Source organism: Roseivivax halodurans JCM 10272 (assembly GCF_000521785.1).
Lineage (GTDB): Bacteria > Pseudomonadota > Alphaproteobacteria > Rhodobacterales > Rhodobacteraceae > Roseivivax > Roseivivax halodurans.
Map to the genome: position 1 here is coordinate 43,312 of NZ_JALZ01000011.1, position 23,319 is coordinate 66,630.

Annotated in this window: 23 protein-coding genes and 1 pseudogene; 6 read left to right on the forward strand and 18 right to left on the reverse strand. The window is 67.9% G+C overall.

Annotation, left to right across the window (positions count from 1 at the left end):
• Nucleotides 1–9: 9 nt before the first annotated feature.
• Together OCH239_RS11775 and OCH239_RS11780 are read right to left on the reverse strand one after the other, a co-directional pair.
• Nucleotides 10–804, reverse strand: coding sequence for an ABC transporter ATP-binding protein (locus OCH239_RS11775; protein ID WP_037262781.1), 795 nt, complete (start codon nt 802–804; stop codon nt 10–12).
• A complete protein-coding gene (locus OCH239_RS11780) occupies nt 794–1,792 on the reverse strand; it encodes an ABC transporter substrate-binding protein (protein WP_157577855.1) in 999 nt (332 codons plus the stop codon). Before OCH239_RS11780 ends, OCH239_RS11775 begins: the two co-directional genes overlap by 11 nt.
• A 511-nt stretch (nt 1,793–2,303) precedes the next feature.
• Here OCH239_RS11780 and OCH239_RS11785 point away from each other — a divergent pair.
• Nucleotides 2,304–3,116: a helix-turn-helix transcriptional regulator gene (locus tag OCH239_RS11785; RefSeq protein WP_084782390.1), complete on the forward strand. Its 813-nt coding sequence runs from the start codon at nt 2,304–2,306 to the stop codon at nt 3,114–3,116.
• Between the two features lie 363 nt (nt 3,117–3,479).
• Here the strand turns inward: OCH239_RS11785 and tsf are convergent, their stop codons facing one another.
• Together tsf and rpsB are read right to left on the reverse strand one after the other, a co-directional pair.
• Nucleotides 3,480–4,355: a translation elongation factor Ts gene (gene tsf, locus OCH239_RS11790; protein WP_037262784.1), complete on the reverse strand. Its 876-nt coding sequence runs from the start codon at nt 4,353–4,355 to the stop codon at nt 3,480–3,482.
• Between the two features lie 102 nt (nt 4,356–4,457).
• Nucleotides 4,458–5,246: a 30S ribosomal protein S2 gene (gene rpsB, locus OCH239_RS11795; RefSeq protein ID WP_037262787.1), complete on the reverse strand. Its 789-nt coding sequence runs from the start codon at nt 5,244–5,246 to the stop codon at nt 4,458–4,460.
• Nucleotides 5,247–5,543: 297 nt separating this feature from the next.
• On the opposite strand from rpsB, the gene OCH239_RS11800 reads away from it, so the two are divergent.
• The 3 genes from OCH239_RS11800 to OCH239_RS11810 all read left to right on the forward strand — a co-directional run bounded on the left by OCH239_RS11800 (nt 5,544) and on the right by OCH239_RS11810 (nt 8,128).
• A complete protein-coding gene (locus OCH239_RS11800) occupies nt 5,544–6,449 on the forward strand; it encodes a PfkB family carbohydrate kinase (RefSeq protein WP_037262790.1) in 906 nt (301 codons plus the stop codon).
• The gene (locus OCH239_RS11805) at nt 6,446–7,363 is read left to right on the forward strand and encodes a pseudouridine-5'-phosphate glycosidase (RefSeq protein ID WP_037262793.1); all 918 of its coding nucleotides are present in this window, start codon (nt 6,446–6,448) and stop codon (nt 7,361–7,363) included. The genes OCH239_RS11800 and OCH239_RS11805 overlap by 4 nt, the downstream gene beginning before the upstream one ends.
• An 81-nt stretch (nt 7,364–7,444) precedes the next feature.
• Nucleotides 7,445–8,128 carry a DUF502 domain-containing protein gene (locus OCH239_RS11810; protein WP_037262796.1) on the forward strand — a complete coding sequence of 228 codons (684 nt, stop codon included), beginning with the start codon at nt 7,445–7,447 and terminating at the stop codon, nt 8,126–8,128.
• Between the two features lie 22 nt (nt 8,129–8,150).
• Here OCH239_RS11810 and OCH239_RS22655 read toward each other — a convergent pair whose 3' ends face one another.
• Nucleotides 8,151–8,318 carry a hypothetical protein gene (locus OCH239_RS22655; protein WP_157577856.1) on the reverse strand — a complete coding sequence of 56 codons (168 nt, stop codon included), beginning with the start codon at nt 8,316–8,318 and terminating at the stop codon, nt 8,151–8,153.
• 208 nt (nt 8,319–8,526) lie between these two features.
• Between OCH239_RS22655 and OCH239_RS11815 the strand changes: the two genes are divergently transcribed.
• Nucleotides 8,527–9,441 (forward strand): calcium/sodium antiporter, encoded by a 915-nt coding sequence (locus OCH239_RS11815; protein ID WP_037262798.1) that lies wholly within the window; start codon nt 8,527–8,529, stop codon nt 9,439–9,441.
• On the opposite strand, the gene OCH239_RS11820 is transcribed toward OCH239_RS11815, so the two are convergent.
• From OCH239_RS11820 to OCH239_RS11875, 12 genes and pseudogenes are all read right to left on the reverse strand, one after another.
• Nucleotides 9,434–10,465 carry a patatin-like phospholipase family protein gene (locus OCH239_RS11820; protein WP_037262802.1) on the reverse strand — a complete coding sequence of 344 codons (1,032 nt, stop codon included), beginning with the start codon at nt 10,463–10,465 and terminating at the stop codon, nt 9,434–9,436. The genes OCH239_RS11815 and OCH239_RS11820 overlap by 8 nt on opposite strands.
• 97 nt (nt 10,466–10,562) lie before the next feature.
• Complete coding sequence (gene phoB / locus OCH239_RS11825) at nt 10,563–11,252, reverse strand: phosphate regulon transcriptional regulator PhoB (protein ID WP_037262805.1); 690 nt, start codon at nt 11,250–11,252, stop codon at nt 10,563–10,565.
• 5 nt (nt 11,253–11,257) lie between these two features.
• Nucleotides 11,258–11,995: a phosphate signaling complex protein PhoU gene (phoU, locus tag OCH239_RS11830; protein ID WP_037262808.1), complete on the reverse strand. Its 738-nt coding sequence runs from the start codon at nt 11,993–11,995 to the stop codon at nt 11,258–11,260.
• An 11-nt stretch (nt 11,996–12,006) separates the two neighbouring features.
• Entirely contained in the window at nt 12,007–12,810 is an 804-nt protein-coding gene (pstB, locus tag OCH239_RS11835) for a phosphate ABC transporter ATP-binding protein PstB (protein WP_037262811.1), read from the reverse strand.
• A gap of 12 nt (nt 12,811–12,822) precedes the next feature.
• A complete protein-coding gene (gene pstA / locus OCH239_RS11840; RefSeq protein WP_037262813.1) occupies nt 12,823–14,166 on the reverse strand; it encodes a phosphate ABC transporter permease PstA in 1,344 nt (447 codons plus the stop codon).
• Nucleotides 14,163–15,625, reverse strand: a pseudogene (gene pstC / locus OCH239_RS11845) (phosphate ABC transporter permease subunit PstC). The gene pstA and the pseudogene pstC overlap by 4 nt, the downstream one beginning before the upstream one ends.
• 118 nt (nt 15,626–15,743) lie before the next feature.
• Nucleotides 15,744–16,787: a PstS family phosphate ABC transporter substrate-binding protein gene (locus OCH239_RS11850; protein WP_037262816.1), complete on the reverse strand. Its 1,044-nt coding sequence runs from the start codon at nt 16,785–16,787 to the stop codon at nt 15,744–15,746.
• A 340-nt stretch (nt 16,788–17,127) separates the two neighbouring features.
• A complete protein-coding gene (locus OCH239_RS11855) occupies nt 17,128–18,156 on the reverse strand; it encodes a sensor histidine kinase (RefSeq protein WP_037262819.1) in 1,029 nt (342 codons plus the stop codon).
• Nucleotides 18,156–19,358, reverse strand: a complete 1,203-nt coding sequence (locus OCH239_RS11860) for a trans-sulfuration enzyme family protein (RefSeq protein ID WP_051489433.1) — start codon at nt 19,356–19,358, stop codon at nt 18,156–18,158. Before OCH239_RS11860 ends, OCH239_RS11855 begins: the two co-directional genes overlap by 1 nt.
• Nucleotides 19,359–19,409: 51 nt before the next feature.
• Nucleotides 19,410–19,931: a gamma carbonic anhydrase family protein gene (locus OCH239_RS11865; protein ID WP_037262822.1), complete on the reverse strand. Its 522-nt coding sequence runs from the start codon at nt 19,929–19,931 to the stop codon at nt 19,410–19,412.
• Complete coding sequence (gene gmk, locus OCH239_RS11870) at nt 19,928–20,569, reverse strand: guanylate kinase (protein WP_037262825.1); 642 nt, start codon at nt 20,567–20,569, stop codon at nt 19,928–19,930. Before gmk ends, OCH239_RS11865 begins: the two co-directional genes overlap by 4 nt.
• 5 nt (nt 20,570–20,574) lie before the next feature.
• A complete protein-coding gene (locus OCH239_RS11875) occupies nt 20,575–21,465 on the reverse strand; it encodes a YicC/YloC family endoribonuclease (RefSeq protein WP_037262828.1) in 891 nt (296 codons plus the stop codon).
• Between the two features lie 196 nt (nt 21,466–21,661).
• Between OCH239_RS11875 and OCH239_RS11880 the strand changes: the two genes are divergently transcribed.
• Nucleotides 21,662–22,345, forward strand: coding sequence for a PAS domain-containing protein (locus tag OCH239_RS11880; RefSeq protein ID WP_037262831.1), 684 nt, complete (start codon nt 21,662–21,664; stop codon nt 22,343–22,345).
• 58 nt (nt 22,346–22,403) lie between these two features.
• On the opposite strand, the gene OCH239_RS11885 is transcribed toward OCH239_RS11880, so the two are convergent.
• On the reverse strand, nt 22,404–23,312 hold the full coding sequence (locus OCH239_RS11885) for a UTP--glucose-1-phosphate uridylyltransferase (protein ID WP_037262834.1): 909 nt from the start codon (nt 23,310–23,312) through the stop codon (nt 22,404–22,406).
• Nucleotides 23,313–23,319: the final 7 nt, after the last annotated feature.

Sequence of the window (23,319 nt, forward strand, 5' to 3'; positions counted from 1 at the left end):
CCGCCACAATCATTGCGCCGCAAGACGCGGCGCTGCCGCCGCCATGCCGCGCGCCAGCGCCTCGGACACTTCTCCGGTCAGGTCGAGGAACGGTTTAGACGAGCTGAGCGAGGCCCGGCGCGGCCGCTCCAACGCCACCGGGATATCCGCCACGACCGCCGCGGGCCGCGGCGAGAAGACCAGCACCCGGTCCGAGAGCATCACCGCCTCGCTCACCGAATGGGTCACCAGCAGCGTGGTCGTCTCCCGCGCCTCCCAGAGCGGCGGCAGGTCCTCGGCCAGCTGCTGGCGCGTGAGCTCATCCACCGCGCCGAAGGGCTCGTCGAGCAGCAGCACCGCAGGCTCCGTGACCATCGCCCGGGCGATCGCCGCCCGCTGCCGCATGCCCCCCGACAGCGCCCCCGGCCGCGTGCCCGCAAAGCCGTCGAGCCCCACGAGATCGATCAGCCGGGCGATACGCGCCTCGTCCTTGCGCTGCCGCGCCAGTTTCAGCGCGAGCGTCACGTTCCCGCGCACCGTCCGCCACGGCAGCAGCGACGGGTCCTGGAACGCCATGGAGAGCTGACCGCGGCGCAGCGTGTCGCCCGGCGGCGCCCCGCCGATCGTCACCGACCCGGCGCTCGGCGCCTCGAGCCCTGCCACCAGCCGCAGGAGCGTCGACTTCCCGCAGCCCGAGGGTCCGACCAGCGCCGTGGTCTGCCCCGCGGCGAAGGTCAGCTCGCACGGCGCCACGACCTCGGTCGCGCCGAAGCATTTCGAGAGGCCGCGGCACACGATCTCGGGTGGTGATGCGTCAGGCGCCATGAACCTCCTCGAGGATCGAGCGGTCCCAGAGATCCGGCGTCACGTCGCGCCCGAGCAGCGCCAGCGTCTCGATATTGGCTGCCACCGTCTCGTCGGTCCACCAGCCGAAACCGTTTGTGTCGGTGAGATCAGAGAACATGAGCGGCACCTGCCGCTCGGCCTGCAGCCTCTGCGTCTCGAGGTCGAGCCCCGCATCCGGGAAGCGCTCGACGGTCAATTGCGCCGCGGCGTCCGTATCGGCGCGGTAGGCCTCCCATCCGCGGATCTCGCCGGCGATGAGATCGACGATCTCCTGGCGGCGATTGGCGAGGCTGTCCTCGGTGGAGATATAGGTCTGCGAATGCACCGCGTAGCCGTGATCGGCCATCAGCATGGTCCGGTTCTCGACCCCCTGGATGGTCATCGCGACCGGCAGGTCGGTCTCCCAGCAAAGCAGGCAATCGACCTCGCCCGACACCAGCGGCTGGGGCGAATATTGCGTCGGCACGATCTCGATCGCGCCCATGTTGACGTCGTTGAGCTTGCAGAGCGCCTCGAGCACCGGCGTGTTGGCGAGCGCCATGCCGATCTTCTTGCCGATGAGGTCCGAAGGCTCTTCCACCGGATTGCCCGGGAGCGAGGCGATCACGAAGGGGTTCTTCTGCATCGCCACCATCAGGATCTTGAACGGCGCGCCCTCCGCCACGGCCGCCGCGGTGTAATCGGCCGCGGATATGCCGACGAGCGCGGTCCCCGAGATCACCGGCGGCTCGACCGGCGCGTTCGGCCCCCCCTGCAGGAGCGAGACGTCGAGCCCGCTCTCCTGCCACCAGCCGTTCTCCTGTGCGAGATAGCTGCCGGCGAACTGCACGGAATGCAGCCACGAGAGCTGCAGCGCCACCGGCGTCTGGGCAAGCGCCCGGCCTGCCGGAAGTCCGAGGGCCAGAAGGCCCGTGCCCGCCGCTCCGGCTCCGAGAAGCGTCCGGCGGCTCAGTTTCGATGCATTCATGTCCGTCTCCCTGTCGTCCCCTGCCAGCCTAGGCTACGGCGCCGAAAGGGAAAGCGACGAAAAATGTCGCAGGCGCCGCAAGCTTCGCGGGACGTAGGGCATGGGGGCCACAAGACCGGAATCTGTAACGCGAGTTGAGGCAGATGTGAGCCGGGCGCCCAGGGGCCCGGCTCACACGATCGCCAAGGAGGGGCTGCCGGAGACCTCGAAGTGCCCGGTGGCCCGGCTGCGGACGGGACAGATCCTCGCCTGCCGTTTCGTTGGCCACGGACAGAAACTGGGAAAATGCCCGTGTTGACCGTACCGCCGCGCCCAGTTGACACGCAGCCATCGTCGTCCCAACCGAAAGGACATCACTCGGGTCCCGCACTTGATAAATGAGATCGCGGGAACCGGTGCGCCGGTCTCGTGATCGGGCCGTCATCCCAAAGACGAGCTTGCCCCGGACCTCACTCCTTGGTGGACAGCGACGTGTGCCCGCCGCTATTCAAGACCGGGAATGGAGAGTTCGATGACAGAGTGTGCAACCGAAACCATTGCCCCGCGCGATCTCCCCCGGCCGCTCGAGGCCCGGGACCGCGCCTACCTGATCGACCTCACAAACGCCGACACGATCGAGACGTTGTGGGCGATGCATTGCGCGCGCATGGCCGAATACGGCTTCGACCGGCTGCTCTACGGCTTCACCCGGTTCCGCACGCCCACATCGCTCGGCGATCCGGCCGATTTCCTGATGCTGACCAATCACGACGCGACCTATACCGACACCTTCGTCGGCAAGCGCCTCTACCACCACGCCCCGATGGTCCGCTGGGCGCTCGAGCATGAAGGCGTCTGCTCGTGGCGGGTCCTGAGCGACATGCGGCAATCGGGCATCCTCACGGCCGCGGAACAGCGGGTGATCGACTTCAACCTCTCCCACGGGGTCGAGGCCGGCTATTCGATCAGCTTCCGCTCCGTGTCGAGCCGCGCCAAGGGCGCCATCGCCCTGACCGCGGCCGGGGGAACCAGCCAGGACGAGGTCGACCGGCTCTGGGAGGAGCATGGCGACGACATCGTCCTGATGAACAATCTCGTGCATCTCAAGATCCTCACCCTGCCCTACGTGCCGGCCAACCAGTCGCTGACACGGCGCCAGCGCGAAGCCCTGGAATGGGTGGGGGACGGCAAGACCATGGCCGACATCGCGCAGATCATGGGCCTCACCCAGGCGACCATCGAGAAGCATCTGCGCCTCGCCCGCGAGGCCCTGAACGTCGACACCACGGCCCAGGCGGTCCTCAAGGCGGCGTTCCAGAACCAGATGTTCAAGGTTGACCTCTGAGCGTCTCTTGCGCGTGAAAATTGCGTAAACCTAAGTCCATTCAACATTTCTTTACAGTGGGTCAGGAAAACCCGACTTTAAATTGTGGCGTCAAATTGTCACCCTGATCATGTTCCGTGAGTGACGGCCGCAAGGCCGGGGACGCTGGGGGCCGCATCCCCGTAATTTCGGGGCTCTGCGGTCTTCGATAGTTGCGGCTCGCCCGGCAGCATTTCCTGTCGGGCCCGTCGCGGGCTCGGTCGCCGGCCGTTCGTCAACCCCAATGTCGTGGTCGGCGGCCGGGTCTTCAGTATGTTGATTTCCATAACGAAAGAAGCCGCCCATATCGGGCGGCTTCACTTCCGTCACGGTCGGGCCGATGTCTCAGCCCTGGGCCGCCTTGGCGACCTCTGCCGCGAAGTCTTCCTTTTCCTTCTCGATGCCCTCGCCCACGGCGAGACGCACGTAGCCGACGATCTCGGCACCGGCATCGGCCGCGGCCTGAGCGACGGTCTTGTCCGGATCGACGACGAAGGACTGGCCGAGCAGCGTGATCTCGGCGAGGTACTTCTTCATCCGGCCCTCGATCATCTTCTCGATGACCTGCTCCGGCTTGCCCGATTCCCGCGCGATATCCATCTGGAGCTGGCGCTCCTTCTCGACGGTCGCGGGGTCGAGCTCGGCCTCGGACAGCGCCGCCGGCTGCGTCGCCGCGATGTGCATCGCGACCTGGCGACCGAACGCCTCGTCGCCGCCCTTGAGCGCCACAAGCACGCCAATCTGGCCCATGCCGTTCGCGGCCGCGTTGTGCACGTAGGTCGCGACGGTCTCGCCCTCGAGCTTCGCCATCCGGCGCAGCGACATGTTCTCGCCGATCTTGGCGATGGCGTCGGTCAGACGGTCGTTCACCGTCTTGCCGCCCATGTCGGCCGCCTTCAGCGCCTCGACGTCGTCCACCTCGGTGGCCTTCTCGGCGATATCGCCGACCATCGACTGGAACTCGGCGTTCTTGGCGACGAAGTCGGTCTCGGCATTCACCTCGACCGCGACGCCGGTGCCGCCCTTGACCTTGACCGCGACAAGGCCCTCGGCCGCGGTGCGGCCGGCCTTCTTGGCGGCCTTGGCGAGGCCCTTGGTGCGCAGCCAGTCGATCGCGGCGTCCATGTCGCCGTCGGTCTCGGTTAGCGCCTTCTTGGCGTCCATCATGCCTGCGCCGGTCGTCTCGCGCAGTTCCTTCACCTGTGCAGCGGTGATCGCCATCACGGCTCTCCTCATCTTCGTCGGGTGTCGGGGCGGGCCCGTCATGCCTGCCCTCTTGTCACGGTCCCGTAACGCTGACGCGACAGCGGGACCGCCCTCAAATCAGGCCTGCTCGGCCGGTGCCTCTGCCGGAGCGGCTTCGGTTGCCTCGACGTCCTCGCCGGCATCCTCGAGCGCGCCGAGATCGACGCCCGCGCCCTCGAGCTGCGCCGTCATGCCGTCGAGCGCCGCGCGGCTCGCGAGGTCGGTGTAGAGGCCGATGGCGCGCGCCGCGTCATCGTTGCCGGGGATGATGTAGTCGACGCCGTCGGGCGAGCAGTTGGTGTCCACGACCGCCGCGACCGGAATGCCGAGCTTCTTGGCCTCCGCGATCGCCAGCTGCTCCTTCTTGACGTCGATGACGAAGAGAAGGTCGGGCAGGCCGCCCATCTCGCGGATGCCGCCGAGCGAGGCCTGCAGTTTCGCCTGCTCGCGCTCCATGCCGAGCCGCTCCTTCTTGGTCAGGCCCTCGGCGCCGGTTTCCATCTGCTCGTCGATCGACTTGAGACGCTGGATCGACTTCGAGACGGTCTGCCAGTTGGTGAGCGTGCCGCCCAGCCAGCGGTGGTTCATGTAGTATTGAGCGCATTTCTCGGCGGCCTCGGCCACCGGCTGCTGCGCCTGGCGCTTGGTGCCCACGAAGAGCACGCGGCCGCCCTTGGCGACGGTCTCGCGGATCGCGTTCAGCGCCGCGTCGAGCATCGGCACGGTCTGCGTCAGGTCGACGATGTGGATGCCGTTGCGCGCGCCGTAGATGAACTCGCCCATGCGGGGGTTCCAGCGCTGCGTCTGGTGGCCGAAGTGAACGCCAGCTTCGAGCAGCTGACGCATGTTGAACTCGGGAAGAGCCATGCGGTCGTATCCTTTCCGGTTTACGCCTCGGCGGGGTCATGGCCCTTGTCGGACCAACCGGTGGACGTCCGGGGATGTCTCCCCCGATCCGCCCGTCCCCACCTGCGGGATTGCGAAGTGGCGCGCGTCTACCCCGGAACGCGCCCGCGCACAAGAGCCCCGCACCCGATTTCCGCCGAAAGCCCTGCGCCCGCCCTTCTTCTTGATCCAAATATCCCGGGAGCGCGAGGGCAGCGCCCTCGCTCCTGCCCCCGTCACCCGCTTGCGCCCTCCCCGCGGCTCGGCCACAAGGACGCCATGACCGCCCCTGCCGACATCCGCCCCGACATTCTCTGCATCGGCTCCGTCCTCTGGGACGTCATCGGCCGCTCGGCGAGCCACATGGCCAAGGGCTCCGACGTCCCGGGCCGCATCGTCACGATCCCCGGCGGCGTCGCGCTCAACATCGCCATGACCCTCGCCCGCTTCGGTCTCAGGCCGGCGCTCCTCTCGGCGGTCGGCCGCGATCCGGAAGGGGACCACCTCGTCGCCGAATGCGACGGGCTCGGGCTCGACACCAGCTATCTCTACCGCTCCGACGATCTCAAGACCGACCGCTACATGGCCGTCGAGGGTGCGAACGGCCTCATCGCCGCCATCGCCGACGCCCATTCGCTGGAAGAGGCCGGGGCCAAGATCCTGCGCCCGCTCGGCGACGGCCGGCTCGCCACCGAGGACAGCCCCTTCGACGGCGCCGTCGCCCTCGACGGCAACCTCACCGAGCAGCTCCTCGACGAGATCGCCACCGGGCCGCTCTTCCGCGCCGCCGACCTCCGCGTCGCCCCCGCCTCGCCCGGCAAGGCCGAGCGCCTGCTGCCGTTCCTGCGCGCGGGCCGCGGCACGCTCTACGTCAATCTCGAAGAGGCCGGCATCCTCTGCCTTGCGCGTTTCGAGAGCGCCGAGGCCGCCGCCACAGCACTTCTCGGCCGCGGCGCCGCCCGCGCCGTCGTCACCCATGGCGGCAACGAGACCTGCGATGCGAGCGCCGAGGGGCACCTCGTCCGCCGCCCGCCCGAGGTCATGGTCACCCGCGTGACCGGCGCGGGCGACACCTTCATGGCGGCCCACATCGCCGCCGAACGCGCGGGCGCCTCCCGCGAGGACGCGCTCGTCCGCGCCCAATCCGCCGCCGCCGCCTACGTCTCCGGAGACCACCCCACATGAGCCTCATCACGCTTTCGCCCGCCGTCGCCGACGCCATCGAGAACGGCCGCCCCGTCGTCGCGCTCGAATCGACGATCATCACCCACGGCATGCCCTGGCCGCAGAACCTCGACATCGCCCGCCGGATCGAGGCGACGGTGCGCGAGAACGGCGCCGAGCCCGCCACCATCGCGGTCATAAACGGCACGCTCCACGTCGGCCTCGAGGACGCCCAGATCGAGGCACTCGCCAAGGCCGAGCGGGTCGCCAAGCTCTCCCGCGCCGATCTCGCCGTCTGCATGGCCGAGGGCCGCACCGGCGCGACGACCGTCGCCGCCACCATGATCGCCGCCGCGATGGCGGGGATCGAGGTCTTCGCCACCGGCGGCATCGGCGGCGTGCATCGCGGCGCCGACAAGAGCTTCGACGTCTCCGCCGACCTGCAGGAGCTTGGCTATTCCCCGGTCACCGTCGTCGCGGCGGGCCCGAAAGCCATCCTCGATCTGCCGAAGACGCTCGAAGTGCTCGAGACCGGCGGCGTCCCAGTCGTCGCCTTCGGCCAGGACATGCTCCCGGCCTTCTGGTCACGCTCCTCGGGTCTGCGCGCGCCGCTGCGCATGGACGATCCCGCCGCCATCGCCCGCGCCCACCGGATGCGCCGCCGCCTCGGCCTGCCGGGCGGCCAGCTCGTCGCCAACCCGATCCCCGAGGAGGCCGAAATCCCGCGCGCCGAGATGACGCCGGTGATCACCCGCGCGATGCAGGACGCCGAGGCGCACGGCATCTTCGGCAAGGACCTCACGCCCTACCTCCTCCAGCGGATCTACGAGCTCACCGAGGGACGCTCGCTCGATGCCAATGTCGCGCTCGTTCTCCACAACGCCGCTCTCGGCGCCAGGATCGCCGCGGAATTGGTCAAGCTTCCGACGGAGTGAGGCGCCTCCCCCGCGCCGCCATTGTATATTTCGCGGGCGCCGCCTAATTTCCTCGGGACCTGATCGGACGGCCACAAGACGATGACCACCCCTTTCGACCCCCAGCCGCGGCGTCCCGGACTTCTCGCCGGCCTCCGGGCGAGCTTTCTGACCGGCATCGTGGTGATCGCCCCCGTCGGCCTCACCGTCTGGCTCATCTGGACGGTGATCGGCTGGATCGACGGGGTGGTGCTGCCGCTGGTGCCGGGACGGCTCGATCCCGAGCAGTACATCGGCATCAACCTCCGCGGCATCGGGGTGATCTTCTTCTTGTTCTTCACGGTGCTGGTGGGCTGGATCGCCAAGGGCATCATCGGCCGCTCGCTGATCCGCTGGGCCGAGAGCCTTGTGGCGCAGCTGCCCATCGTCCGCTCGGTCTATAACGGCGTGAAGCAGATCGCCGAGACGGTCTTCGTGCAATCCGAACGCAGCTTCGAGACGGCATGCCTCGTCGAATATCCCCGCAAGGGCATCTGGGCGATCGGCTTCATCTCGACCGAGACCAAGGGCGAGGTGGCGCACAAGGCGATCGTCGGCGGCGGCATGACCTCGGTCTTCGTCCCGACGACCCCCAACCCGACCTCCGGCTTCCTGCTGTTCTTCCCCACCGAGGACGTCATCGAGCTCGACATGAGCATCGAGGAAGCGGCCAAGCTCGTGATCTCCGCGGGCCTCGTCTATCCCCACGAAGACCCCAAGGAACCGCCGGCCCGCCTGGTCTCCTGACGGGCGCGCCGACGGCCCGGGCTCACTCGTTGTTTTCGCAGGTCGCGGTCGCCGGACGGTTCGGCACGTCGAGCGCGCAATCGTCTGGGGTCACGTTCGCCGGTGCGGCGGCGTTCGAGCCGGACACGGCAGCCGTGTCGCAGCCCCCGAGCGCGGTCAGGACGGCCATGAGGCCAAGCGTCTTTTTCATGGAATCTCCGGTTCTTGCATGCGGCGGCCCGTCCGCCGTCCGCAGCGACCTAGACGCGGGCAGTGCCGCAGCGAGAGACATCACGCGAGCGTGAAGAATTGATGTTCCGGAGCCACCGGCGCTTGCAAAGCCGCGGCCAGATCCGATCTCTGGGCGGGAGGCACGCATCTTGCCGTGCCAAGGGACAGAAACTCAAGGACTTCTCAATATGGACTGGCTCTTCGTGGCCCTCGGCCTCGGCGCGCTTCTCGGCGGCGGCGAACTCCTCGTTTCGGGCGCCGTGGCGCTCGCCACACGCTTCCGCGTCCCGCCGATGGTCATCGGCCTCACGCTCGTCGGCTTCGGCACCTCCGCGCCCGAACTCTTCACCTCCATCAACGCCGCGCTGACCGACCGTCCCGGCATCGCGCTCGGCAACGTTGTCGGCTCGAACATCGCCAACATCCTGCTGATCGTCGGCATCGCCGCCCTCATCGCGCCGATCGCCGTCAACCCGGCGCGCCTGCGCCGCGACGCGATCTGGCTCGGGGCCGCCACCCTCGCCGGCGTCGGACTGACGCTCCTGCCGGAGGTCGGCCGCTTCGCGGGCCTCGCCCTCGTCGTCCTCCTCGCCGCCTTCCTCGCCGTGACGCTCCGCTCGGGCGACACCGCGCTCAACGAGCCCGCGCCCGAAACCCATGCCGGCGCCCTGCCCTCGGCCCTGCGCTTTGGCAGCGGTCTCGCGCTCACGCTTCTCGGCGCGATCCTCCTCGTCGACGGCGCGACCGGCGTCGCGCGCGATTTCGGCGTTTCCGAGGCGGTCATCGGCCTCACGCTCGTCGCCGTCGGCACGTCGCTGCCCGAGCTTGTGACCTCGGTCCTCGCAGCGCGGCGCGGTCACAGCGACGTCGCGCTCGGCAACGTCATCGGCTCGAACATCTTCAACATCGCCGGCATCCTCGGCATCACCGCCCTGATCTCGCCCCTGCCCGTCGATCCGCAGATCGCGCGCTTCGACATCTGGGTGATGCTCGCCGCCACCGTGCTGCTCGTGGTCTTCGCCTCCACCGGCCGCCGCATCGGCCGGCGCGAGGGCGCGGCGCTCTTCGTGCTCTACGGCGCCTATCTCTGGATGCTCAGTTGAACATCTGCACGAGATCGCAGGACTGCCGCTCGTTGATGTCGCCCTTGTGATAGCGCAGGAAGTCGGACGCCGCCGTGCGTCCGGCTTCTTTCAGCTGCAGGATCACCGTCGCGATCGGCACGATCTTCGTCGCCACCGACAGCCGGTTCATCAGCGCATCGTCCGAGATCATGTGCACCAGCACCTTCTTCATCGCGCCGCCCGGGATCGCCCCTTGGGTGATGAGCCGCTGCACGAACTCGATCGCCCTCAGCTCCCGCAGGAGCGAGGAGTTGAAGCTGATCTCGTTGATCCGGTTCTGGATCTCCTGCGGCGTGACCGGCAGCCGCGCCCGTTCGAGCGGGTTGATGTTCACGATGATGATGTCGTCCGGCAGGCTGTCGCGGTAGAGCGGAAAGAGCGCCGGGTTGCCGGTATATCCCCCGTCCCAGAACGCCTCGCGCTCTCCGGTCAGCGGATCGGTCGCGTAGACCGCCTGGAACACCGTTGGCAGGCAGGCCGACGCCATGATCGCCTCGGTCGAGATGTTGTCGCCGGTGAAGATCCGGATCTTGCCGTCCCGCACCGCCGTCGCGCAGACATAGAGGTCCGGCCCCCCCTGCGCGCAGACCTCGTCGAAGTCGAACCGCGCCGCGATGCTCTCGATCGGGTTGTCGTATAGCGGCCCCCAGGCATAGGGCGACATCAGCCGGGTAAAGCTGTCGGCCGCCGCGTATCCGGGGGAATATTCCACCGCGAGGCTGAGGATCCCGGGATCCGGCAGCCACGCATTCATCCATTCCGGCAGCCTGAGGCTGTTGAGGTTGCCGACCTCGGTCCAGACCCAGTCGAGCATCTCCTTCGCGCCCTCGCGGCCGTTCCGGATCATGCCCGCCTTGACCGCCGCTCCGTTCAGCGCCCCCGCAGAGGTGCCCGAGATCGCGGCGATCTCGATGTCCTTCTCCTCGAGGATGCGGTCGAGAACGCCCCAGGTGAAGGCGCCGTGCGCCCCGCCGCCCTGCAGCGCGAGATTGATGCGTTTCATGAGGGACCCGCCGTGTGCCTTGATCTACGGCGGCCAACCTAACCCGCGCCGCCGCTCCGGCAAAGCCGTTTCGCTGCACTGCGGCAACACGCCGGTCCTATCCGAGCGCGTATCCCGCGCCCCGGACGGTGCGCAGCGGATCGCCCCCGCCATGCTGGCAGAGCGCCTTGCGCAGCCGCCCGATATGGACGTCCACCGTGCGGGTGTCGACATAGATGTCGCGCCCCCAGACCCGGTCGAGAAGCTGCTCGCGCGACCAGACCCGGCCGGGCTTCTCCATGAAGGTCGAGAGCAGCCGGAACTCCGTCGGACCGAGCTTCAGCGGCTGCCCGTCGCGCGTCACCCGGTGCGTCTCGCTGTCGAGCACGATGTCCTCGTAATCGAGCCGCATCCCCGCCGCCGCGGGCCGCGTGCGGCGCAGCTGCGCGCGCACCCGCGCCATCAGCTCGACGACCGAATAGGGCTTCACGACGTAATCGTCGGCACCGGTCTCGAGCCCCCGCACCCGGTCGACCTCCTCGGACCGCGCCGAGAGCATGATCACCGGCACGTGCCGCGTCTCGGGCTTGGTCTTGAGCTGGCGGCAGACCTCGATGCCCGACGTCTTCGGCAGCATCCAGTCGAGCACGATGATGTCCGGATTCTCCTCCGAGACGAGGAGAAGCGCCTCCTCCCCGTTCTCGGCCTTGGAGACGCGAAACCCCTCCGCCTCGAAGTTGTAGCTCAGGACCTCGCGCTGCGCGTCTTCGTCCTCGACGACGAGAACCCTCGGCTGATCGGCCGCCATGATCCCTACTCTCCCTCACCCGCTTCCGGCGAGAACCGCATGTCGGTCGAAGTCGCGTCCGCCTTGGGGCGATCCTCGTCCGGCCACTTCCCCTCGACCAGAAAGATCACCTGCTCGGCGATACCGGTCGCGTGGTCGCCCATGCGCTCGACGTTCTTGGCGATGAAATGCAGGTGCATGCAGGCCGTGATGTTGCGCGGATCCTCCAGCATGAAGGTCAGGAACTCGCGGAACGCCGTGTTGTACATCTGGTCGACGTCGCGGTCGCGCTCGATCACGTCGCGCGCCATCTCCGCGTCGCGCTGGATATAGCTGTCGAGCGCGTCCTTCAGCATCAGCTCGACCTCGCGCGCCATCCGGCGCAGCGTGGCGGCGGAGCCGTCGATCGGCTGCAGCTGCACCAGGACCCCGGTGCGCTTGGCCATGTTCTTGGCGAGGTCCCCCATCCGCTCGAGGTTGCCCGACATGCGCAGCACCGACAGGGCGATGCGCAGATCGCTCGCCGCCGGGGCGCGCAGCGCGATCACCCGCGCCGCTTCCTCGTTCACGAGGTCCTCGAGGTCGTCCACCTGCGCGTCGCGGCGACGGACGTCCTCGGCGAGCTCCTCGTCGCGCGTCTCGAGGCTCTTGGCCGCGTCGCGGATCATGGTCTCCACGATCCCGCCCATCTTCATGATATGCGCCTGGATGCCTTCGAGATCGCGGTCGAACCCCGAGACGATGTGCTGTTTCAGTCCTGACATGGTCCCTCGCCTTATCCGATCCGGCCGGTGATGTAGCTTTCCGTGCGGCTGTCCTGCGGGTTGGTGAAGATCTTCTCGGTCTCGCCGTATTCCACGAGATCGCCGAGATGGAAGAACGCCGTCTTCTGGCTCACCCGCGCCGCCTGCTGCATGGAGTGCGTGACGATCACCACCGAGTAGTTCTGCCGCAGCTCGTCGATCAGCTCCTCGACCTGGCCCGTCGCGATCGGGTCGAGCGCCGAGCAGGGCTCGTCCATCAGCAGCACCTCGGGCTCGGTCGCCACCGCCCGCGCGATGCAGAGCCGCTGCTGCTGGCCGCCCGAGAGACCCGTGCCCGACGCGTCGAGCCGGTCCTTCACCTCGTCCCAGATCGCCGCGCGCTTCAGCGCTCGCTCGACGATGTCGTCGAGCTCGGCCTTGTTCTTGGCGAGGCCGTGGATCTTGGGCCCGTAGGCCACGTTGTCGTAGATCGATTTCGGGAACGGGTTCGGCTTCTGGAACACCATCCCGACCTTGGCGCGCAGCTGCACCGGGTCGACGCGCTTGTCGTAGATGTCCTCGCCGTCGATCAGGATGTCCCCCTCGATCCGGGCGATGTCGATCGTGTCGTTCATCCGGTTGAGGCAGCGCAGGAAGGTCGACTTGCCGCAGCCCGACGGGCCGATGAAGGCGGTGACCGTCTTGTCCTCGATCTCGACCGAGACGTCCTTGATGGCGTGGTTGGTGCCGTAATAGACCTGCACGTCCTTGCACGAGATCTTGATGTCTTTCTGCCCCACGCGGGTCTCCGTCCGGTTGTGATCTGCGTCGTACATTGTCGTATCTCCTTACCAGCGCCGCTCGAATTTGCGGCGAAGGAAAATGGCCACCGCGTTCATGGCGAGCAGGAACACCAGAAGGATGATGATCCCGCCCCAGGCTTTTTCGTAGAAGGCCGGGTCGGACCGGGCCGCCCAGGTATAGATCTGCGCCGGCATCGCCGAGTTGGGGTCGAGCAGCCCCGACGTTAGGCCGTCGGGATAGGTCCGCGCAACATAACCCACCATGCCGATCAGCAGAAGCGGCGCCGTCTCGCCGAGGGCCTGCGCCAGGCCGATGATGGTCCCCGTCAGGATCCCCGGCGCGGCGAGCGGCAGGACGTGGTGGAACACCGACTGCATCTTCGATGCCCCGACCCCGAGCGCCGCGGCGCGGATCGACGGCGGCACCGATTTCAGCGAGGCGCGCGTCGAGATGATGATCGTCGGCAGCGTCATCAGCGTCAGGACGAGCCCACCGACCAGCGGCGCCGATTGCGGCAGGTTCGCGAACTGGATGAACACCGCGAGGCCGAGAATGCCGAAGACGATGGAGGGCACCGCCGCGAGGTTCGAGATGTTCACCTCGATGAGGTCGGTGAACTTGTTCTGCGGCGCGAATTCCTCGAGATAGATCGACGCCGCGACCCCGATCGGCAGCGACAGGGCCAGCACCACCAGCATCATGAAGAACGAGCCCACGACCGATGCGCCGAGGCCGGCGCCGCCGGGGTTGTCCACGCCGGAATCGGTGCCCGTGATGAAGTCCCAGTCGAACACGTTGGTCAGCACCCCGCTTTCCGAGAGCCGGTCGACGATGTCGAGGTCCTCGGGCGTCAGGAAGCGGCTGTTCTCCAGCAGCTCACGGCTGAGACCGCCGTTCAGGTACCGGTCGACGCGGCTCGAGGCGGGAACGCTGAAGCTCACCTCCTCGCCGAGCCGGTCGGGGTTCTCGCGGTAGAACTCGCGGATCTGGCTGCCGACATTGCCCATGATCCGGCTGATGGCGTCTTCCTCGACCTGGACGTCGCCGGCGCCCTCCTCGTTCAGTTCCGCCTGAAGCTCCTGGACGAAGAAACGCTCGTAGGCCGCGGTCTTCAGAACCTGGCTCTCGGCCTCGTCGAACTGCTCCTGGCTGAGCGTGAAGTCCAGCGTGACGGCCGTCTCGGTGAAGGCGGGAAGGCCCGAGCGCAGGATCGAGAATGTCAGCGCGAAAAGGAAGAAGACCCCCACGCCGATCGCCGCGAGCCCGTAATACTGGAACCGCTTCTCGGTCCGGTTGCGCCTGCGTGTGTTCGCGTCCGTCGTGATGATCGACTTCGTTCGGGTGCTGGACCCGCGGGCCGGGCTGGCAGATGCGGTTGCGTCGGTCATTCGTACTGCTCCCGGTATTTGCGGACGATGTAGAGGGCGATGACGTTGAGGCAGAGCGTGACGACGAAGAGCGTCATGCCGAGCGCGAAGGCGACCAGCGCCTCGGCCGAGCCGAAATCGGCGTCACCGGTCAGCTGGCTGACGATCTTGGCCGTGACGGTGGTCATCGCCTCAAAGGGGTTGAGGCTGAGACGCGCGGCGGCACCGGCCCCGAGCACCACGATCATGGTCTCGCCGATGGCGCGCGACGCCGCGAGCAGCACCGCGCCGACGATGCCCGGGAGCGCCGCCGGCAGGATGACCTGCTTGATGGTCTCGGATTTCGTCGCGCCGAGCCCGTAGGAACCGTCGCGCATCGCCTGCGGCACCGCGTTGATGACGTCGTCCGAGAGGGACGAGACGAACGGGATGAGCATGATGCCCATGGCGAGGCCCGCGGTCATCACCGCGGTGCCGCCATCCATCCAGCCCACCGTGTCGTCGCCGAAGAGATCGAGAAGGAGGGGCCCGATCGTCAGCAGCGCGAAGAGGCCGTAGACGATGGTCGGGATGCCCGCGAGGATCTCGATCGCGGGCTTGGCCACGGCGCGCATGCGCTTCGATGCGTATTCCGACAGGTAGATCGCGGTAAAGAGCCCGATCGGCACCGCCACGATGAGCGCGATGATCGAGATGTAGAACGTGCCCCAGAGCAGCGGCAGGATCCCGAGCTCCGAGCCGCCGCCGAACGAGGGCGACCACGTCGTCGACAGGAAAAGTCGCTCGCGGGGTAGATGCGGAAGAATTCGATCGTGTTGAACACGAGGCTCAGAACGATGCCGAGCGTGGTCAGGATCGCGATGCAGGCGGCGAGGATCAGCAGCACGCGGATCCCCGTCTCCACCGTGTTGCGGGCGCGGAAGGCGGGCGTGCTGTTCGAGACGCCCCAGGCGAGCCCCGCGACCGCGAGCGCCAGAACGGCGCCGGTCCGCAGCAGATCGCCGGTGCCGCTGAGCCCCCGGTATTGCTGCGCCGCGCGCAGCACGGGTGAGGTGACGTCCGAGCCGAGGGCGACGCCGGCCTCGCCGAGCCGCTCGCGCACATCCGAGAATTCGGTCTGCATGTTGGCGGCGCGCTCGCGCGTGATGACGCCGGTCTCGATGGCGACGTCGAGCCCGTTCGCCACGCGGCGCACGTCCGACATCACGAGGCTGACGGCGCGGTTCTGACGTACGCTCTCGTCCTGCAGCCCGACCCGCACGGTGCGGTCGACGATCAGCGGCTGCGCGAGCAGCCAGACCATCATTACCAGCAGCGCGGGCACGATCGCCTTCATGGCGACGTTGGTCCCGTAATAGGAGGGAAGCGAATGCAGCTTCCGCTGGTCGCCGTTCACGGCTCTGAGCGCGCGCCGCCTGCCGACCACGTACCCGGCAGCGCCGAGCGCGAGGACGATGAGTACCAGTATCGTTGTCGACATGCGCGTCCCACCTCGCGTTTCGAAGGATCTGATCTCCGAAACGGGCCACACCCGGACCCGGCGGAGAAACGGTCGGGGGGCGGCTGCAAGCCACCCCCCAGGTCCGAGGATCAGTCGCTTACGACTGCTCGCTCATGGTCGTCTCGTTCTCGATCTTCTCCTGGGTGTCCGCCAGTTCCGGATCGGGCACGAGGCCGTAATTGGCGAGCGGGCCGCCCGAACCGGCGATCTCGTCGGAGACGAAGAACGACGCGTATTCCTTCAGGCCCGGGATGACGCCGATATGCGCCTTCTTGACGTAGAAGAACAGCGGGCGCGACACCGGGTACTCGCCCGATGCGATGGTCTCGGTGGTCGGCTCGACGCCGCCCATGGTCGCGACCTTCAGGGTGTCGGTGTTGTTCTCGTAGAATGCGAGGCCGAACACGCCGACGCCGTCGGGGTTCGATTCGATGCGCGCGAGGGTCTCGGTGTAGTCGCCGTCGATGTCGACCGAGGCGCCATCGGTGCGCACGCTCATGCAGGCGGCCTCGGCGTCGTCCTCGGACATGCCCATGTCGTTGACCATCATGTCGTAGGCGCCGGTCTCTTCGCAGCCCGCGAGAAGAACGTTCTCCTCGAAGACCTCACGGGTGCCATGGCGGGTGCCGGGGATGAAGGCCGCGATCTCGACGTCGGGCAGCTCTTCGTTGACGTCCGACCAGTTGGTGTTCGGGTTCGCCGTCATCTCGCCGTCCTGGGGGATCTCGGCGGCCAGCGCCTGGTACCAGTCGGCCGGCTCGAACGCGGTGAATTCGGGGCCCGACTGCTGGCTGGCGAAGACGATGCCGTCATAGCCGATGCGGACTTCGATGATCTCGCCGACGCCGTTCTGGGCGCAGGTCTCGATCTCGCCTTCGCTGATCGGACGCGACGCGTTCGCGATGTCGATCGTGTTCTCGCCGACGCCTTCGCAGAAGCGCGACAGGCCGGTCGAGGAGCCGCCCGACTCGACCACCGGGGTCGGGAAGTCGGTGTTTTCGCCAAACGCTTCGGCAACGATGGTTGCGTAGGGCAGAACGGTCGACGAACCGGCGACCTGGACGTTTTCGCGGGATTGAGCGAATGCCGGAGCCGCGACGGCGATGGCCAGCGCGGAAGCGGTGAGCGTGACGGATCTCATGGAGAACTCCTGTTTGACATCATGCGTCGGAGGCCATCCCCCGATGGCCTTGGTGGCGACCTAGACCCGGCGCACAATGCTTTTGTGACAGCCACGTAACGGTTTCATGACAACCCCGGGCCCGACCCGGCGTCAGGCGATTTGGTGCCGCAGGTTGACGAGACAAGGGCATGATATTGTGTCGAATTCCATCATGCGGCGATCATGCGCAACCAGCGGTATATGCCCGGGCTTCGCGCCCGGAGGCGCACCCGGCTGTTTCGAAACGGTGAATCAGTCCGCTCCGCTGTCATGAAACGGAAACATGTGTGACCCGCCCGGGCGGGCCGCGCTGCGTGCCTCAGCCCGCCGGCAAGACCACGGTGAACTCGGTCCCCTCGCCCGGCGTGCTCTCCACGAAGAGCCTGCCGCGATGGCGGTTCACGATATGCTTGACGATGGCGAGGCCGAGCCCGGTGCCGCCGCGCTGGCGCGAGCGATGCGTGTCGATGCGGTAGAAGCGCTCGGTCAGCCTCGGGATGTGCACCGGGTTGATCCCCGGGCCGGTATCGGACACGCGGATCCGCACGCCCTGTCCGCGCACCTTGGGCTCGTAGGCCGGCCCGGTCAGGGAAACCCGCGCCACCGCTCCGGCGCCGGAATATTTCACCGCGTTCTCGATCAGGTTCACTAGCACCTGCCGGAGCTGGTCCTTGTCCCCGATGATCTCGGTCGCGCCCTCGGTCAGCTCCGGCGCGATCTCCACCTCCGCCGTCTCGGCGAGCGGCCCCAGCGCGCGGACGACCTCGCGGATCAGCCCGGCCAGGTCGAGCCGCTCGGTCGGCCGCACCCGCTCCTGCGCCTCGACCCGGCTGAGCGACAGAAGATCCTTCACCAGACGGTTCATCCTGTGGGCCTCGGCCTCCATGATCCCGAGGAACTTCTCGCGCGCGGCGGCATCGTCCTTGGCCGGCCCCCGCAGCGTGTCGATGAAGCCGATCAGCGCGGTCAGCGGCGTCTTCAGCTCGTGGCTGACATTGGCCACGAAATCCCGCCGCATCTGCTCGGCATGCGCCCTGTGGGTCTCGTCCTCGAAACAGACCAGGATCCCGAAGCCCGTCATCGGCCGCGCGGTCACCCGGAAGCTCGTGTCCTGCCGCCCGTCGTTCGAGAGGTACATCGCCGATCCCGGCCCCTTGCCGCGCAGCGCCGCCTCCACCGCCTCGAGCGTCTGGGGCTGGCGCAGCACGGTGATGTAGTGCCGGTCCTCGATCGCCTGCCCGAGAATGGCCAGCGCCTCGGGATTGGCCTCGGAAATGCGCTCGTCCGCCCCGATGAGCAGCGCCGGCATCGGGATCGCCGCGACGATGCTGCCCGGCGGGGCGACCATCAGCCGGCGTCCCGCGCCGCCGCCAGACCCTTGTCGATCGCCGCCAGCAGCGCCTCGGTCTCCTCAAGGCCGACCGATACGCGGAACGTGCCCTCCGAGATCCCGATCGCCGCCCGCGCCTCGGGCGTCAGCGCCCGGTGCGAGGACGAGGCCGGATGCGACAACGTCGTGCCCACATCCCCGAGCGTCGGCGCAAAGGCGAGATCCGAGGCGCCCTTGGCAAAGGCGTTCGCCGCCGCGCGCCCGCCCTCGAGCTCGAAGGTCACCATGTGTCCGCCCTGCCCGCGCAGCACGGCCTGCGCCCGCGCCCGGTCCGGATGATCGTCCCGCGTCGGATAGAGCACCTGTTTCAGCCCCGTCTGCCGCGCCAGGTGATCGGCCAGCGCCCGGGCATTCGCCTGCGCGCGCTCGAAGCGCAGCCCGAAGGTCAGCAGCCCCCGTTCGGCCAGCCAGCAATCGAACGGGCTCGGCGTCAGGCCCGTCGTGACCGCGAAATTGGTGATCGCGGTCTTCAGCTCGGGATCCTTCGCCGCGACCCAGCCGAGCGTGACGTCCGAATGCCCCGCGAGCAGCTTCGTCACCGAATGGATCACGATATCCGCGCCATGCTCGACCGCCTTGACCGCAGCGGGCGTCGTGAAGGTGTTGTCGATGACCAGCAGCACACCCCGCTCGGCGCAAAGCGCCGCGATCCCGGCCATGTCCGCGATCCGCAGCGTCGGGTTCGACACGACCTCGATCAGCACCATCCGCGTCTCGGGCCGCAGCGCTGCCGCGATGGCCTCCGCATCGGTCTGGTCCGCCAGCGTCGTCTCGATCCCGAGCCGCGGCAGGTCCTCGCGCATCAGCCGCAGCGACCGCCCGTAAAGCTGATCCCCCCCGACGACGTGATCACCCGCGCGGCAGATCCCCATCAGCGCCGCCGTCACCGCCGCCATGCCCGAGGCGGTCACGAGCCCGCCCTCGATGCCCTCGAGCGCATCGATCCGGCGCGCCAGAACCTCGGCGTTCGGGTGCCCCTCGCGGGCATAGGTATAGCCCCGCGCCCGACCCTCGTACTGGTCGTCGAGCGCGTCCGGCGTCTCGGAGGCATAGACCACTGAGGGCATCAGCGGCGTCACCACCGGTGCGGACGCCTCGGGGATCATGCCGCCGGGGCGCATCAGGGTCGGTTTCACGCGCGGTCTCGTCTCGTCACTCATGACGGTGGTCTTTCCAATTGTTCACATACGCCTGCGACGCCCCGAGAGGCGTCAGATCTCGCGCAACTTGTCCCGGAACCGCGCCGCGCGCTCCTGGTAATGCAGCGCCGAGGCCCGCAGGCCCTGGATCTCCTGCTCGGTCAGCTCGCGCACCACCTTGCCCGGCATGCCCATCACGAGGCTGCCGTCCGGGATCTCCTTGCCCTCGGTCACGAGCGCGCCCGCGCCGATCAGGCAATCGCGGCCGATCTTCGCGCCGTTGAGGATCGTCGCCCCCATGCCGACCAGCGAGTTCTCCCCGATCGTGCAGCCGTGCAGCATCACCTTGTGTCCGATGGTGCAGCCCGCGCCGATGGTCAGCAGAAAACCCATGTCGGTGTGGCAGACGACGTTCTCCTGCAGGTTCGATCCCTCGCCCACGGTGATCGGCTCGTTGTCGCCGCGCAGCGTCGCGCCGAACCACACGGAGGTCTTCGCCCCCAGCACCACGTTGCCGATGACGTTGGCATCGGGCGCCACCCAGGCGTCCTCCACCAGATCGGGAGCAAGCTCCCCGAGCGCATAGAGTGTCATAGCCCCTCCTCGAATTCCGCCTGCAGCTTGCGCACATGCGCCGTCAGGCCCGGCTGCTGGCTCCGCCGCAGCCGCGCTGCCGTCACGATGGATTTGAGCCGCGCCTCGGTCTCGTCGAGATCGGCGTTCACCAGCACGAAATCGTAGCCGTCCCAGTGGCTGATCTCGTCCCAGCTCTTCTGCATGCGCTTCTCGATCACGTCGGCGCCGTCCTGCCCGCGCGCCTCGAGCCGCCGCTTCAGCTCGCCGATGGACGGCGGCAGCAGGAAGATCGACAGCGTGTGCAGCCCGAGCTCGGAATTGCGGATCTGCTGCGCCCCCTGCCAGTCGATGTCGAAGAGCACGTCGTGCCCGCCCTCGATGGCCTCGCGCACCGGTCCCTTGGGCGAGCCGTAGAAATTGCCGAAGACATGCGCGTGCTCCAGCATCCCGCCGTCTGACACCTGATGCTTGAACGCGCTGTCGGTCAGGAAGTGATAATCCTTGCCGTCCACCTCTCCGGGCCGCGGCGGCCGCGTCGTAGCTGAGACCGAGAACACGATCCGCGGATCCCAGTCCCGCAGCCGCCGCGCCAGCGTCGATTTGCCCGCACCCGAAGGCGACGAAAGGATGATGAGAAGCCCGCGCCGGTCGTCCATGCCTGTCACTCCACGTTCTGTACCTGCTCGCGCATGCGGTCGATCACCGTCTTGAGCGCGAGCCCCGCCTGCGTCAGCGGCGCCGATCCGGCCTTGGAACACAGCGTGTTGGCCTCTCGGTTGAATTCCTGGCAGAGGAAATCGAGCTTTCGCCCCACCGGCCCATCCTCGGCCAGCAGCGCCCGGGCCGCGGCGACATGCGCCTTGAGCCGGTCGATCTCCTCGGTGATGTCGGACTTGACCGCGATGAGCGCGAGCTCCTGCGCGATGCGCGCCTCGTCGATGCCCTCCACGTGGTCCATGACCCGCGCGAGCTGGCTGCGCAGCCTGTCGCGCTGTTCCTCCGCCCGATCCGCGGCGGCCGCCCGCACGGCCGCAACCAGCCCCTCGATCTCGTCGAGCTGGCTCGCAAGCACCGCCTGAACGGCCTCTCCCTCGCCCGCCCGCATCTTAACGAATGCGTCGAGAACGGGGCCGAGATCGGCCAGCACCGCCTCGCGCAACGCGCCCGTATCGGTGACATTCTGGCTCTGCTCGAGCACGCCGCGCACGTTCAGGATCTGCGCCGGCGTCGACGGAGCGAGCGACACGCCCGCATCCATCGCCGCGGTCTCGACCTGCGCCGCCGCGTCCAGAACAGCGCGCATGACGTCCTCGTTGAGCGCCGGAACGCCGGCCTCGCTCGCCGTCGAAACTTTGAGGGAAACCGTGATGGATCCGCGGCTTACGCGCCCTGCCAGCGCCGAGCGCACCAGGGGTTCGAGCCCCTCGATCCAGTCCGGCAGGCGCAGGCGCAGATCGAGCCCCTTGCCGTTCACGCTGCGGATCTCCCAGGTCCAGCCGGCATCTCCGCTCGCGCCCTGGGCTGTCGCGAACCCCGTCATCGATTGCCGCATCTGGTCTCCGTCTCGCCCTTGGCCACCAGCGACCTACGCCAGCGGCCGTGGCGAGGCAAGCGCTCGAAACGTTAACCTTTTGGATGGAATTGTGACCAAATTCCGGCATCGCTCGCTAAATTAAGATCACGTTAACAAGTTCGCCTCAACCTTGGTTAATAACCGGGACGCGGCGCAAATGGTGGGAGTAAGCGCCATGAGTGACAGCGATACGTTCCGCTCGCGGGTGATTTCTATGTCGGACCACGATCGCGCGCGCGCCATGCGCCCGCTGCATCAGATCGAGACCTACTGGCAGGCGCTCGCCGAGGATTGCGGCGGCGTGCCGAGCCGCGACCGGGTGGATCCGCGCGGCATCCAGGACGCCCTCGAATACGCCTTCCTCGCGCAACGCATCGCGCCGGGCATGGCGCGGGTCCGCGTCGCCGGCTCGCATCTCGCCGACCTGATGGGAATGGAGATCGCCGGCCTGCCGCTCACCTCGTTCCTGATGCCCGACAGCCGCGACGCCCTCACCGCGCGCGCCGAGGAGGTCTGGGCCGAGGGCGCGGTGCTCCACGCCGAGCTTGCCGCGTCCGAGGGCCTCGGACGCGGCCCCCTCACCGGCCGCCTCCTCCTCCTGCCGCTCACCTCCGAACCGGGGCGCATCGACCGCGCGCTGGGCGGCTTCGTGACCACGGGCCGGATCGGCCGGACGCCCCGCCGGTTCGAGATCACCGCGATCGAGGCCAGCCCCCTGAGGCTGCCCGCGCCCCGACCAAAAGAGCCGCTCGCGTCCGTCCCCACCGGCTTCGCCGAGCAGGGCACCGCATTCATCCCGCGCAAGCCCACCACGTCGCCCAGCCGCGCGCATCTGCGACTGGTCGTCTCCAACGACTGAACGCAAAAAACGGCGCGCCCCTTCGGGCGCGCCGCCGTCCGCGTCGAACAATCTCACCTCACTCGGCGGCGACCATCTCCCGGCCGAGCCCGGCCAGAAGCCCGCTATATTCCGGGTTCTGCCCCGCATAGGCGATGGTCGCCTGCAGCATGCCCGCCTTCGATCCGCAATCGTAGCGCTGACCGCTGAAGCGGAACCCGCACATGCCGACCGTGCCCACGCCCTTCGCGATCGCGTCGGTGAGCTGGATCTCTCCGCCGGCCCCCGCAGGAAGCCCGCGCAGGTCATCGAAGATCGACCCGTCGAGAATGTAGCGACCGACCACCGCCTGCCGCGAGGGCGCGTTCGCCGGATCCGGCTTTTCGACCATGCCGTCCGCGAGGATCAGCTGTCCGTCGCGACCGGTGACCGACAGGATGCCGTAATTCTGCACCGCATCCTCGTCGACCTGCATGGTGGCGACCATGTGTCCGGCGGTGCCGTTGTCATAGGCCGCGATCATCTCCGAGATGCAGCCGGGCTCGCCGAGGATCAGATCGTCCGGCAGGATCACCGCAACCGGCCCCGGCAGAACCTCTCCGGCGGCGCAGAGAACCGCATGCCCGAGGCCCAGCGGCTCGGGCTGCATCACGAAGGTGGCGTGCTTGTCGCCGTCGCTCAGCGCGTTGTTGTGCAGCATGTCGGCAAGATCCGCCTTGCCCTTCTGGCGCAGCGTCGCCTCGAGCTGGACGTCCTCGGTCACGTACCGCTCGATCGCGGTCTTAGAGGGATGGCTGACGAACACCATGCGCTCGATCCCCGCCGCCCGCGCCTCGTCGATGGCGAACTGGATCAGCGGACGGTCGAGAACCGGCAACAGCTCCTTCGGCGTCGACTTGGTCGCCGGCAGGAACCGAGTCCCGAGGCCGGCAACCGGAAAGATCGCCGTGCGAACCTTGGACGAAGAGGTCTGATTGTCGAATGTCATCGAAACT